The sequence below is a fragment of the Ruegeria sp. CH10 genome, from assembly GCF_056537125.1.
Genome location: NZ_JBQFQY010000004.1, coordinates 293,229 through 305,788 on the forward strand (window position 1 = coordinate 293,229; position 12,560 = coordinate 305,788).

Annotated in this window: 12 protein-coding genes; 6 read left to right on the plus strand and 6 right to left on the minus strand. The window is 57.4% G+C overall.

What is annotated here, in order from left to right; genetic code table 11:
* Window positions 1-23 precede the first annotated feature (23 nt).
* Window positions 24-1,316 (plus strand): TRAP transporter large permease, encoded by a 1,293-nt coding sequence (locus ACRZ94_RS14240; protein ID WP_480797613.1) that lies wholly within the window; start codon window positions 24-26, stop codon window positions 1,314-1,316.
* Window positions 1,317-1,337: 21 nt separating this feature from the next.
* On the opposite strand, the gene ACRZ94_RS14245 is transcribed toward ACRZ94_RS14240, so the two are convergent.
* A complete protein-coding gene (locus ACRZ94_RS14245) occupies window positions 1,338-1,676 on the minus strand; it encodes a DM13 domain-containing protein (protein ID WP_480654434.1) in 339 nt (112 codons plus the stop codon).
* A gap of 324 nt (window positions 1,677-2,000) precedes the next feature.
* Here ACRZ94_RS14245 and ACRZ94_RS14250 point away from each other — a divergent pair, with 324 nt between their 5' ends.
* Entirely contained in the window at window positions 2,001-2,864 is an 864-nt protein-coding gene (locus tag ACRZ94_RS14250) for an SGNH/GDSL hydrolase family protein (RefSeq protein ID WP_480654436.1), read from the plus strand.
* A gap of 21 nt (window positions 2,865-2,885) precedes the next feature.
* Entirely contained in the window at window positions 2,886-3,770 is an 885-nt protein-coding gene (locus tag ACRZ94_RS14255; protein ID WP_480797614.1) for an SGNH/GDSL hydrolase family protein, read from the plus strand.
* Window positions 3,771-3,775: 5 nt separating this feature from the next.
* Here ACRZ94_RS14255 and ACRZ94_RS14260 read toward each other — a convergent pair whose 3' ends face one another.
* The 5 genes from ACRZ94_RS14260 to ACRZ94_RS14280 form a co-directional block, all read right to left on the minus strand.
* On the minus strand, window positions 3,776-4,768 hold the full coding sequence (locus ACRZ94_RS14260; RefSeq protein ID WP_480797615.1) for a nuclear transport factor 2 family protein: 993 nt from the start codon (window positions 4,766-4,768) through the stop codon (window positions 3,776-3,778).
* A gap of 36 nt (window positions 4,769-4,804) precedes the next feature.
* Window positions 4,805-5,941, minus strand: coding sequence for a nuclear transport factor 2 family protein (locus tag ACRZ94_RS14265; protein WP_480797616.1), 1,137 nt, complete (start codon window positions 5,939-5,941; stop codon window positions 4,805-4,807).
* Window positions 5,942-5,954: 13 nt separating this feature from the next.
* A complete protein-coding gene (locus ACRZ94_RS14270; RefSeq protein WP_480654444.1) occupies window positions 5,955-6,839 on the minus strand; it encodes a carbohydrate ABC transporter permease in 885 nt (294 codons plus the stop codon).
* Window positions 6,840-6,841: 2 nt separating this feature from the next.
* Window positions 6,842-7,873, minus strand: a complete 1,032-nt coding sequence (locus ACRZ94_RS14275) for a carbohydrate ABC transporter permease (protein ID WP_480654446.1) — start codon at window positions 7,871-7,873, stop codon at window positions 6,842-6,844.
* Between the two features lie 70 nt (window positions 7,874-7,943).
* Entirely contained in the window at window positions 7,944-9,173 is a 1,230-nt protein-coding gene (locus ACRZ94_RS14280; RefSeq protein ID WP_480797617.1) for an ABC transporter substrate-binding protein, read from the minus strand.
* 281 nt (window positions 9,174-9,454) lie between these two features.
* Here ACRZ94_RS14280 and ACRZ94_RS14285 point away from each other — a divergent pair, with 281 nt between their 5' ends.
* Genes ACRZ94_RS14285 through ACRZ94_RS14295 form a run of 3 tightly spaced genes read left to right on the plus strand, consistent with a single transcriptional unit; the run spans window position 9,455 to window position 12,552 of the window.
* Window positions 9,455-10,501, plus strand: coding sequence for an ABC transporter ATP-binding protein (locus tag ACRZ94_RS14285; protein ID WP_480797696.1), 1,047 nt, complete (start codon window positions 9,455-9,457; stop codon window positions 10,499-10,501).
* 6 nt (window positions 10,502-10,507) lie between these two features.
* The gene (locus ACRZ94_RS14290; RefSeq protein WP_480654450.1) at window positions 10,508-12,025 is read left to right on the plus strand and encodes a GMC family oxidoreductase; all 1,518 of its coding nucleotides are present in this window, start codon (window positions 10,508-10,510) and stop codon (window positions 12,023-12,025) included.
* Window positions 12,022-12,552, plus strand: coding sequence for an ester cyclase (locus ACRZ94_RS14295; RefSeq protein WP_480654451.1), 531 nt, complete (start codon window positions 12,022-12,024; stop codon window positions 12,550-12,552). The genes ACRZ94_RS14290 and ACRZ94_RS14295 overlap by 4 nt, the downstream gene beginning before the upstream one ends.
* The last annotated feature ends 8 nt before the right edge of the window (window positions 12,553-12,560 follow it).

Sequence of the window (12,560 nt, forward strand, 5' to 3'; positions counted from 1 at the left end):
ACCATGACTAAAAAGGCGCGTTGATGTCGTTCTGGCTTACTTTGACAGGTGCTTTGGTGGTCACTGCCGGAACCGGAGTGGCGCTGGGGGCTGCACTGGGCCTGACCGGGCTTTTGATCCTGTACTTCTTCTCGAACGGGGCCACGTCGCTGGCGGTGGACGCGATCTGGAGCGTCTTCAACTCGTTCACCCTCAGCGCGGTGCCGATGTTCATCCTGCTGGGTGAGATTCTGCTGCGCAGCGGGATCAGCGAAAAGGCATATACCGCGTTCTCGCCGCTGTTTCGGCGTATCCCCGGCGGGCTACTGCACACCAATATCGCGGTCTGCACCCTGTTTGGGGCGGTCAGCGGCTCCAGCCTGTCGACGGCGGCGGCGGTGGGTTCGGTCGCGTATCCCGAGATGTCGAAACGCGGCTATGACAAGGACACCATCGTTGGCAGTCTGGCAGGTGGCGGCACGCTGGGCCTGCTGATCCCGCCCAGCCTGTCCTTTCTGATCTACGGCGCGCTCACGGAAACCTCGATCGGGCGCCTGTTCGCGGCAGGCATTATCCCCGGCATTCTGGTCGGCCTGATGTTCATGGCCTATCTGCTGGTCAAAAGCACCCGCAACCCCGCCATCGCACCCCGGGACGAGACCGCCGCCTCCCTGTGGGAGATACTGGCCGGTTTCCGGCATATATGGCCCCTGCTTGCATTGATCATCGCCGTGATCGGCAGCATCGTCGGCGGATTGGCCACCCCGACCGAGGCCGCCGGGGTCGGCGTGGTTCTGGCGGCGATCATCTCATCACTGTGGGGCGACCTGACGTGGAAGAAACTGGTCGAGGCGGTCTATCACTCGGTCCTGCTGTTTGCCTCGGTCGGGTTTCTGGTGCTGGGGGCGACCATTCTGGCCAAATCGACCAGCATTCTGGGCGTGCCGCAGCAAATCCTTGAGGTCGTGGCCGACAGCGGCATGGGCACCTACAGCGTGTTGCTGATCGTTGTCCTGATCTATCTGGTTCTGGGCTGTTTCTTTGACGGGCTGTCCCTGATGATCATGACCCTGCCGGTCGTGTTCCCCTTGTTGACCGGGCTGGGGTTCGATCCGATCTGGATCGGGGTCATCATCACCATCGTCATCGAAATCGGGCAGGTCACCCCTCCGGTCGGGCTGAACCTGTCGGTGCTGACCGCGCTGACCAATAACGAGGTCAGCCTTGGGCGCGTCGCAATCGCAACCGTGCCCTATTGGCTGATCCATCTGTTCGCAATCCTAATCCTGACGCTGTTTCCCGCACTCGCGCTGTTTCTGCCAAATCTGTTGTTCTGACCCCAGCGCAAATGCCCGAACCTACTTCAGCTTCGCAACGCCCAGCCCGACATTGAACTTTTCGCACCAGATCCAGATCTCATTCATCTTTGAGACATCGACGCCTGCGGGAACCTGAAAGGACTGCGCGCCCGAGTTGCTTTTCAACAGCCCCATCAGGGTCGAGCTGTCATAGCCGTTACGGCCTAGCGCAACTTTGGGGTCCGGGGCACCATCAAACCAGAAATCACCCTGCAACTCGACAAAAGACTTGCCGCCTTTGGTCACCAGTTTCGCCTGACCCTTTGTGACGTGGCCATTCACACCCTTGAACTTGCCCGCACGCCCGTCTGCCGCCAGTGCCGGTGCTGCGATTGCCATCCCCAGAAATGAGGCGCCTGATATCAATAGTGCTCTGCGATTTACCATTTTCCAAACCTTGTGTTGGTTGCAATTGTGGCAAGCCTAACCGCAAAAAATGGGGATGGAATACGCCTGACGGCCACGTGAACCAATGCGATTACATTGTGTTATCTGCGCGGACGCACCGGGGGACGGGCAGGAATTTCTTTCCGCGTGATCAATGATCTGTCAAAAAGTCGCGTGCTAACCTTGTGTTGATTGGCCATCCTCGGTGCGATGAGACATCATGCTGCGAATAACCGAACTGTCCGGCCAATGCGCTTTTTGAAACACGGAGAAGACGTGACAGTTAAACGAGTATCATTGCCCCGGGCATGGATGGTTGGCCTGATGGTCCTGATGTCCCATCCCGCAGCCGCGCAGCCGGACATCCTTGTGCTGGGCGACAGTCAGATTTCGTTCGGTGCGGGCAAGGAATACCTGCGGTTTTTCGATGATCTGGCCGAAAACTGCGACATGACCCCCCAGCGCAAAAAAGCACTGGACAAGCTGGGCGCGCGCAAAGCCGCGGCCATCGGGGTCAGATCGACCTCTTTGCAATCCTGGACATCCACCAGCGGCGCAACCAAGGGCGCGATTTGTGATGTGGACAAGAAATACGGGGTCAATGCCGGGGCCTATGGTATCGATGGCAACCCTGATCGGGTCTTCATCCAGATCGGCAAAGGCGCATCCTATCAGTTCTGCAAACCGAAAGAGACCGCCTTTGAGGCGATGTTTGCAGATGGCTATTACAAACCAGACCTGCTGATCCTGACTTTTCTTGGCAACTCGGCAGATCGGTGGGCCAACTCTCGGGACGCGGCCGAAGAAGATGCGCGCAAGACGGCAGCCCAAATCCCAAAGGATGTGCCGTGTGTCTTCATCTCAAGCGCGCCGGTCTATCTGAAAGCCACGAATGACAAACGGATGAAAGCCCAGACCGAAATCGCCCGCGCCTTTGAGCGGGTGGGCGACAAATGCCACGTGGTCGAAGGATTTAACGCTGAAACGCGGGCTGCAATCGAAGGCAAGCCCAAGTTCTTTCGGCGCAATGATGCGGGGCGCGTAAAGGACCCGCATCACCCAAGCCCGGCAGCCATCCGGAGCTTTCTCAAGATCAATGCACCCGCGCTGTGTGATGCAGTGTTTTCGGCATTGGAATAGACGCATAGGCAGGGGGAAACAATGCGACTACTCAGACAGGTTTTCGGCATCGTGTGCGCACTCGGGGTTTGGGGGGTGGCCGCCCAGGCGAACGAATTTGAATCGCCGGAAATCCTGATTGTCGGCGACAGTCAGATCTCCTTTGGCTCTGGCCCCGCTTTTCTGGAGTTTTTCAGCGATATCAAACAGCATTGCCATCCGAATGCGCAGCAAAAGGAAAACCTCAAGCGTCTTGGAAAAATGCGCGTCGGTGTCATAGGTGTGCGTTCCAGTTCGATCGATTCCTGGACAGCACGTTCGGGCAAATCAAAAGACACGATCTGCAAAGTGGACCCGAAATGGAGAGTGAATGCAGGGACCTATGGGTTCGTGAACCAAACCGACAAGAAATTCGTGCAGATTGGGCAGGGGAAAGAATATCAGTTCTGTACTCCCAATGCCTCTCCCCTCGAAGCGATGCTGCGTGAGGACTATTACGAACCCAAGCTGATCCTCATGTCATTTCTGGGCAATTCGGCAAAACGATGGGCCAATAACCCAAGTGCTGCGACTAGGGACGTCGAAAAGCTGATGGCCCAGTTGCCACCCGATCTGCCCTGCATCTTCATGACCACGGCCCCGGCCTATAAGAAAAAGATCGTTGAACTGCGCCTGCGCGCGCAAAAGAACCTGATGGATGCGTTCAAAACGACCGGGCTGCGCTGCAGCTTTGTTCCCGGCGCGACCCCCGAAACGGTGGCTGCCAATCAAGGGAACAGAGACTATTTCCGCCTGAACAAAAAAGGCCTGGTCAAAGACCCGTACCACCCAAACGAAGCCGCGGCCAAGAACTTCTTTGCGCTTGAGATGAAACAGATCTGCACAGCGATTTTCGATCAGATCGCGCCATCGAAAGAGCAAAGCTAAGGTCCTTAACCTCGCATATAAGGAAGCCGCGCCAGAACATCCAAACCCTGCTGTTTCCAGAAATGCAGCAGGTCGATGAAAATCCAGTTCTCGGTCAGTTTGTCGCCCGAGCGCCGATACATGTCGATCACCCGCATGTCGCCGGGTTTGCCCGTCGCCGGCATCCCCATGAACCCGCCTGACGGCGTCAATGTCAGGTTCGGCCAACCGAAAAATCCGCCGAAATTACCCTCGGCAATCCGTGCGACATGGCCATTGAAAATGCGATCCGTGAACCCTTCGCGGAAGGGACCCGCATGTTGTTGGGCATAGCGCTCGATCGTGTAGGTCGCGCCGATCCCCGTCGGGCCCCACCAGATCATGTCGTCATTCCAACTGCGCGGCAGTTCGGTCAGCAGGCCCTGCTCTTCCCTGCCCTTCCAGTCGCGAATGTCGTTGATCATGAACTCGATGGCGTCCAGCGTCTTTTGACCCTCGGCCGGGTCTTGTTCGTCGAACATCACCCCGTCATGCGTCATCGGTCCGGGCTGTACCAACTGCGCGCCGGTCTGGGGCGGAAACGGGTTCAGCCCCGCCTGCATCATCAGGTGCGGGATGTCGAAGAACATCGCTGTGTCAGTGATTTTGTCGCCCTCGACCCGAATGAACTCGGCATAGCGCAGCATGACAATCTTGTTGGTGGGCGGAATATCCAGCCATGGGTGGTCGAACAGCCCCATCAGATGACCCATCGAAGCCACCCATATGCCGCCATCTTCCAGTCCGTTTTCACCGGCCATAAACAGGTCCAGCCGCCGTTGCAGACGTGTCACCGAGGTCTGCAGTGGAACCCAGAACGTATTGGCCACCTCGACCGGGTCGTGAATTTCATTGAACGGATGGTAGCCGCGCCAGATGGCATCGGGGGCACAGTATTTCCAGGCCGCCGCAACAGGGTTTTCATCGATCGCAGCATAATAGTCGCGCACAAGCGCTTTGGCAGATTGCAGAGTGGTCATATATCCGGTTCTTTGTTTTGAGTAAGCTTTACAGTCTCAGTCCGGCCTCAGCCGGGCTTTGGCGATCTGCATCATGAGATCAAATTCGTTAAACAGCTGCCATTCCTGCTCCACGCGCCCTGCCTTGATCCGCCATTGGGTAATACCCCAAATCTGACAGCGCGCGCCGGTGGGCGATTTATACATATCCGTCTGGCCGGTATGAGTTGCCTCGGCGCTCCAGCGGGTGGAAACAAGCCAACCCTCAAGGTCCGAGCCCATCCAGTAGACTTCGTCGACCTGCAGGGCCAAATCCGGAAAGGCCGCCCTCAGCCCCGAGGCATAAGCCGCATAGGCCGATCGTCCGGCAAAGACGCGCCCGGTGGTGCCCTCAAACGGCATATCTTCGGCATAGTCCGTCTGCAATGCCGCCATATCGCCGTTCCAGATGTTGTCATGCACCCGTCGCGCAAAAGCGTCCGGGTCAAAGCCGTCAACCGGTTCGGATACCGACAAGGGCTGCTGTGGGGCCGTTGCCCGGCGCAGCTCGTCCCAGGTGGCCTGGCTGCGTGGCCATCCAGCAGGGGGATCGGCGACAAGGCGCTCTGCCTCGGCCCACAGGTCCAAGCCCAGCTGCATCAACATCGCCGAGGTGTTGTAGAGGACATGCTCAAGGAAAATGTCATTCTCCAACGCCACGCAATTGGCGATGACCATCACATTTATCTTACGCCCCGTGGCATCCCCATAGCGGCTTGGGTGCTTATTGGTGCCCGTGATCCGCGTCAGATGAGAGGTATGAAACCCGATCTCATCATCCCCGGCCCAGATGACCTCTTCGGCGTCCAGCACGATATCGGGAAACGCGCCGGTCGTATGATGTGTGTCCGCGATGATTTTCTGATTTCCGATTTGCAGACCGTAATCGTCATAGACCAACGAGGTTGGGGCATAGCAATCACCGATATAGTCGACGCCCTGCTTGTCGGTTTCCCAGATGCGATGGGTAATCCGCACGATGTAGTCGATGATGTTTCGATACTCCGGGTCAAAGCCTCTCAGGCTCTGACCCATGCCGAAATAATCAGGGATACGGACGGTTCGTTTCTGCGTATAGGCCCCCAGCGAAATATCATAGCTTTGCGGCATATGATGCCGGGCCAGGGGTTGCGCAGGTCCGTATGTTCGCGACATGTCCCCTCCTCTATCAGCCTTTCACGGCCCCTGCGGTCAGGCCGCTGACGATCTGACGCTGGAAGAACAGAACCAGGAAGAACAGCGGAACCAGAGCACTTACAGCTGCTGCGACGGCGAACATGACGTCTCCGGTTTCGCGCACGGTTCCCAAGAAGCTGGCAATTTTCGGCACCATCGTCTGGTTTTCCGAATTCAGCAGAACAGCCCCGATGGCAAAGTCGTTATAGGCCAGCAGGAAACTGAACAGACCCGTCGTGATCACGCCCGGCCACATGACCGGAATGATCACATAGCGGAAGGCTTGGAAGCGCGTGCAACCATCGACCATGGCGCTTTCGTCCATGTCCTTGGGAATGTTCAAAAAGAACGAATGCAGCATCCACAGGGTAAAGGGCTGGTTGATCGCCACGAGCACGATGATTGTCGTGCTGAGCCGCCCCCAGATATTCCATTCAAAGAATGGCAGCAGGTAACCCGCAACCAAAGTCATGTGCGGCATGGCCCGGAATACAAGGGCAATCATAAGCAACCAGAACGCGTACCGATAGCCGGACCGGGCCAACGCATAGCCGCCCAGCGTTCCGAGAGTCAGAGAAATCACAACCGTGAAGAACACAACAATTGCTGTGTTCAGACTGTTGCGCCAGAACTCTTGTTCAACCCAGGCCCCTTGATAACCCGCCCCAGTAAAGGCACTGCCGGTTTCGGCTTTGGTCATCACACCATAGATCGCGTTCGTCCAGTCTGTCTTGGAAAAGAAGTCAGGCTGAACTTTGAACGACCCCCAGAGTGTCCAGAGGAACGGGCCAGCGGCGATGAAAATCCACAGGACCACAAAGCTTGTCGTGAACCAGATCAAGCCTTTTGAACGTCTGTCGGCGACGGATGATGACATGATCAGACCCTTTTCCGGTTAAAGTCGCGCCAGGTGCGGATCAGCACGGGTGTCAGCAGGATGGCCACCCCAATAATCGTCATGATCGAAGAGGCCCCTGCCGAACCGAATTGCGGAATGTCGCCGCCACGCAGGTCATTGTAGATGATATACGACAGAGAGGTTGCTTTGGCCGAAGCCTGAAACGCAAGGATGGGTTCCAGCATCCGGAAGTTATCCATCAACTGCATCAAGGTGATGAACACGACCAAAGGCATCATATAAGGTACGACCACAAACCGAATGGACTGCCAGCGTGTGGCACCATCGATCTTGGCAGCCTCAAGCGTTTCCTTCGGAACGGTCTGCAGCCCCGCATAAAAAACGATGAAGCTGAACGGGGTCGAGCTCCAGATGCCATAGACAATCAGCATGATCCACGTCAGCGGCGTTGACGCCTTGAGCGACAGGTTCGGGTCATTGAACACCCACTGCAGGGTCGCGCCGATGATACCGTCCGCATCCACCATCCAGAATATGATCAGCGCCCCAACCAGCGGCGTTACGATCATAGGCAGCAGGGACACGAAAATCGTCGGACCCTTCAACAAGGTCGGCACCCGGTTCACGGCCAGCGCAACGCCCAGCCCAAAAACAACGACCAGCGGCGTCACAACAAATGTGTAGGTCAGGGTAAAGATCAACGCTTTGTAGAAGGGCAGGTTCAGCAGTTCCGAAAAAAACTCGCCCATTGTGGCGCTTTCAGACCAGGCGACACCGACCTGTTCAAACGCAAGGTGCTTGCGGTTTGTATATGTCCCCAGCCCGTTGAACCGACCCAACGGGGCCTCTTCCCGCAAAGCGGCTGTCGCCTCGGTATCGACCTGCAAGACCGTGTCGCAATTGAAAGGGGTACAGTTTTCAACCTCGACCATGACCTGTTCGTGCTCGACAAACAGGGACTGGATCGCAACCGACACGGTAGGCAGCGCAATAAACAGGATCATTGCGGCCAACGATGGCAGGATAAACCAGAAAAACGTACGATGTTTCATTGCCAGACACCTCTGTCAACGTCGCGACGGGGAAGACCCGGGGCAGGCATATCCGCCCCGGTTCAAGTGCTTAGAGGTAACCGGCCTCTTTGGCAGCAGCGATATAGGCCGCTTCGATGTCCGCCAGTGTCTGCTCGGCGCTTTCATTGCCTTGCAGGAAGTCGGGCAGCTCTTCGAAGAAGGCCTGATGCAGCAGGCCCATATAGGGCAGCATCGGATAGGGTTTGGCTCCGCCGGATGCGGTTTCAGCCACACCAACAGCCGCTGGGCCCGGCTTGTACGAGTCCATCAGCCAGACTGCCGCGTCGTTATTGGCCTCGACCATCTTGGGCGAAATACCGTTCATCATGGCGATAAAGGTCGCCTCGGCATCCTCATCCGAGATGTTTTTCGAGATCGTGAACCCATCCCACCACAGCGTGGAGGACGGAGTATCCCCTCCGGCAACTGAGGGCGCAGCAGCAAGTACAGTGTTTTCTGCAACACCACCTTCCGCGCCTTCACCAGACAGCAACTCGCCACTGCTGGAGCCCCAGAGCTGCGCCATCGCCAGATCGCCTGATTTCCAGATCGGAACGACGGTTGCGGTGTTGTAGGTCAGGAAATCCGGGTTCGACAAAGACACCAGATCTTTCATCATATTCAGCGTGGCTACACCGGTTTCGTTGTTGATCGCCGGCTCGGCCGTTCCGGGTTTAAAGAATTCGCCCCCGTGGCCCAGATACATGTTCACGAACTCTTCGCCCAGGTTCCAGTCAGACATGCTGAGGAAGGCGAAGGGATGGTCCATGATACCCGCATCCTTGATGGCCTTGCCGGTTTCAACAACCTCTTCCCAGGACCCCGGGACGGGCTTTCCGACCTGATCCAGAATGTCCTGACGCACGAACAAATGCTGCGCGTTGGCCATGAACGCAATCGCCATGATCTTGCCGTCGATGGTGATCAACTGGTTCTTGCCCAGGCTTTGGCCGTGCTTCGCCACCAGATCATCCAGCGGCCGGATCAGACCTTCGTTCAATAGCGGAACGATTGAAGAGTTCGCAACGATGACCGACGTGTATTCGGCCGGATTTGCGGTCAGTGCCTGAACCGTGATGTTGCGAAAATCCTTGTTGTGGTTGGCGGCGACTGTCACGCCGCCTGTGCATTCAGCCGCCGCAGATGTAATCGCCTTGAGCGCGGGGAAGTCGTTGGCCAGCACGTTGACGTTGCCGCTGGCAATCTCACATTCGGCATAAGCTGCTGTCGCCAAAAGCGTCGCAACTGCGCCGACCGCAAAGCTTTTCATGAAAGACATACTAAGAACCCTCCGGTTGGACCCTGTTACGCAGGCAGTCGCCTGCAAGGTTAGAATCACCATTTACTGGTGTATTGTGCATTCGCATTCATCATTATGCTAATTCAGCGGCTTGTGACAAGAAATTCCTTTCACGGCTTTAAATCGCATTATTTTTCGGATTACATTGGCTATTTTATATCCATCCTCACAGCAGAACAGATGCGGAGAAAAGTTCTTCTTGCCAACTTATGCATTCGCTGACAGTATTTTTGCGTACGCATGCAAATGGTGAGACCGAGATGGCCGAGATTCAGCTGAAAAACATCTCCAAGCGCTGGGGATCGTTCGTCGGGGTGCAAAACTTTGACCTGACGATCGCGGATAAAGAGTTTCTGGTCCTCCTCGGGCCTTCCGGCTGCGGCAAGACCACCACGATGCGCATGATTGCCGGGCTTGAGGATGTCACCGAGGGTGAAATCACCATTGATGGCCGCGTCGTCAACGACCTTGACCCCAAAGACCGCGATGTCGCGATGGTGTTTCAAAGCTATGCGCTTTACCCAAACCTTGATGTCTATGAAAACATCCGCTTTCCGCTGAAGGTGCGCAAAATCGACCCCACAAACCAAGATGCGCGGGTGCGTCGGGCGGCGGAAATGGTCGAGCTGACCGATTTCCTGCATCGCCGCCCTGCTGAGCTGTCGGGCGGCCAACGTCAGCGCGTGGCGCTGGCCCGTGCGATTGTGCGCGAGCCGAACGTGTTTCTGATGGACGAACCCCTGTCCAACCTCGACGCCAAGCTGCGCGTGTCGACCCGGCACCAGATCAAGAACCTCAGCCACGAATTGCAGGTCACCACGATTTACGTGACCCATGACCAGATCGAGGCGATGACCTTGGCCGACCGCGTTGTGGTCATGAGCAAGGGCGTGGTTCAGCAGGTTGGCACCCCGACCGATATCTACGACAGACCCGCCAATACCTTCGTGGCCAGCTTCATCGGCAGCCCCGCCATGAACCTGCTGGAAGGCGAGATTTCAAACGGCACCTTTACCGGGCAGAACACCTCGATCAGCGGTCTTCCGACGCAGCACACGGGCAAGATCACCCTTGGGTTCCGCGCGGAAGATGCCACGCTGGATCCCAATGGCACATCGTCAGCACCGCTTTATTCTCTGGAATTGCTGGGCGACGCGACAATCGCGACCATGAAACTGGGTGGCACTCTGGCCTCTGTGCGGGCGGGCAAGGAATACCGAGCCGAGATCGGCGACCAGACGGCGGTCAATATTCCCGCCGACGTGTGCCACCTGTTTGATGCAAATACCGGCGAGCGATTGGACTGACACACCATGTCCACCAGATTGGAATACGATTTTATCGTGATCGGCGCAGGATCGGCCGGATGCGCGGTCGCGGCTGGCCTGATTGACGCCAAGGTCGGCAGCGTTCTTGTTCTGGAAGCCGGACCATCCGACAAATGGCCCCTTGTCCGCATGCCGTTTGGCCTGATCTGGATGATGGGCAGCAAAACCCGCGACTGGCGTTACAAGACGGTCGGCATGCAGGGGATCAACGGGCGATCTCTGGCTGTACCGCGTGGCAAGATGATCGGGGGGTCAGGCTCGATCAATTCGATGGTCTGGTATCGTGGCTGCCGTTCGGATTTCGATGATTGGAATGTGCCCGGTTGGGGTTGGGATCAGGTCGGCCCCGCCTTTGAAGGTATTGAGGCGAAAATTGCACCGGCGCGGATGGACACGCCTCACCCGCTGACCCGATCGCTGGGGTATGTGTTCGACAATGACCCCGACGCCGAGGTGACGCCCGAGCGTGAAAGCAGCGGACCCTGCCGGTTCAACATGCATAACGGGCGCCGGTGGTCCGCCGCTGATGCGTTCCTGCGCCCTGCCCTGTCAAAAGGCGGGCATGTCCGGCAAAAAAGCAACGTTCAACGCATCCTGCTGGATGGCGACCCCGCCAAAAAGGTCGAACTGACTGACGGCACGCTTTTGACCGCGCGCAAGGGCATTGTTCTGTCGGCAGGCGCGATTGGATCGCCCGAAATTCTGATGCGGTCCGGGATTGGTCCGGCGGATGATCTGCGGCGCGCGGGCTATGACGTCGTGCGCGATGTCGCTGGTGTCGGAGAGAACCTGCACGATCATCCCGGCTGTGGTATCCACTATTCGGGCCCCAATTCAGGTTATGGTCTGAATATCAATGACGCCTGGAAATGGCTGTCGGGGCCCGTGAACTGGCTGACCACGGGGCGCGGCATTCTGGCCTCATCCACCTGTGAAGGCGGGTTGTTTTTCGACAGCACCGGGCAAGGCAACCGGCCCGATATTCAAAGCCATTTCATTCCGTTCTACATGGATTGGAAGGGGCGGCGCTACACCATGGGCTCGGGTTATTTTGCCGATGCCGTGGTGTGTCGCCCAAAGTCGCGCGGCCGTCTGAGCATGACGCGCGAAGGGCTGGCGATCGACTTTGGTCTGTTCAATGACCCCGACGATCTGGATCGCCTGACCCGCGGCTGGCTGCGCCTGCGCGACATCATGGCGAACGCCGATCTGTCCCCACATGCCGCGCCAGAGGCTTTCCCCGGCCCCGCCGTTCAATCCGAGGACGAAGCACGCGCCTATATTCAGGATCGGGCGGCGACGGCATATCATCCTGTCGGAACGCTGCGTATGGGTACAGACTCGGATGCGCCCGTAAACGAGCGCCTGCGCTTCCGGGGTGTTGACGGGCTTTGGGTTGCCGATGCCTCGATCATGCCCAGCATCACCAGCGCCAACACCAATGCCCCATCCATGATGATTGGTCACCGCGCCGGTCAGTTGATTTCAGAGGACGCCGCATGAAAGGTTCCCGCCCCGAGCAAGCTGTTCTGACCCGTGACACGGACCTGAGCAAAACCGAAGACACGCGCCGCGTGATCGAAACCATGGTGGATGGTCTGAACGACCACCGCATTGACGATATTGGTGAGTTTTTCAGCCAAGGGTTTCGCTGGATTGGCAATCAGGGCTGCGGCACCAAAACCGGGCTGCAAGAGTTTCAGGACAACTGGCAACGCCCATTTCAGGCCGCGTTCTCGGACAAGACCTGCATTGATGAGGCGCGGCTTTACATGGGCGAATGGGCCGCTGCGTTCGGTCGACAAGAGGCAACACATTCCGGCGAATTTCTGGGGATCGCGCCCACCGGCAAACGGGTCGAAATTCGCTACATGGATTTCTGGAAAGTGGTCGATGGCAAGATTGTCGACAACTGGGTGAATGTGGATTTCGCCCATGTCGCCGCACAGCTGGGCGTCGATCTGTTCAATGGCGAAGGCTGGGAAGCCTATGACCGGGGGGAAAAGACACCGCCCCGTCCTGCAAACTGAGGGTTGAA

What these genes read in the sequence shown, in the direction of transcription:
- ACRZ94_RS14240 (WP_480797613.1), top strand. Translation starts at nt 24, where the DNA reads ATGTCGTTCTGGCTTACTTTGACAGGTGCTTTGGTGGTCACTGCCGGA.
- ACRZ94_RS14245 (WP_480654434.1), bottom strand. Translation starts at nt 1,676, where the DNA reads ATGGCAATCGCAGCACCGGCACTGGCGGCAGACGGGCGTGCGGGCAAG.
- ACRZ94_RS14255 (WP_480797614.1), top strand. Translation starts at nt 2,886, where the DNA reads ATGCGACTACTCAGACAGGTTTTCGGCATCGTGTGCGCACTCGGGGTT.
- ACRZ94_RS14260 (WP_480797615.1), bottom strand. Translation starts at nt 4,768, where the DNA reads ATGACCACTCTGCAATCTGCCAAAGCGCTTGTGCGCGACTATTATGCT.
- ACRZ94_RS14265 (WP_480797616.1), bottom strand. Translation starts at nt 5,941, where the DNA reads ATGTCGCGAACATACGGACCTGCGCAACCCCTGGCCCGGCATCATATG.
- ACRZ94_RS14270 (WP_480654444.1), bottom strand. Translation starts at nt 6,839, where the DNA reads ATGTCATCATCCGTCGCCGACAGACGTTCAAAAGGCTTGATCTGGTTC.
- ACRZ94_RS14275 (WP_480654446.1), bottom strand. Translation starts at nt 7,873, where the DNA reads ATGAAACATCGTACGTTTTTCTGGTTTATCCTGCCATCGTTGGCCGCA.
- ACRZ94_RS14280 (WP_480797617.1), bottom strand. Translation starts at nt 9,173, where the DNA reads ATGTCTTTCATGAAAAGCTTTGCGGTCGGCGCAGTTGCGACGCTTTTG.
- ACRZ94_RS14285 (WP_480797696.1), top strand. Translation starts at nt 9,455, where the DNA reads ATGGCCGAGATTCAGCTGAAAAACATCTCCAAGCGCTGGGGATCGTTC.
- ACRZ94_RS14290 (WP_480654450.1), top strand. Translation starts at nt 10,508, where the DNA reads ATGTCCACCAGATTGGAATACGATTTTATCGTGATCGGCGCAGGATCG.
- ACRZ94_RS14295 (WP_480654451.1), top strand. Translation starts at nt 12,022, where the DNA reads ATGAAAGGTTCCCGCCCCGAGCAAGCTGTTCTGACCCGTGACACGGAC.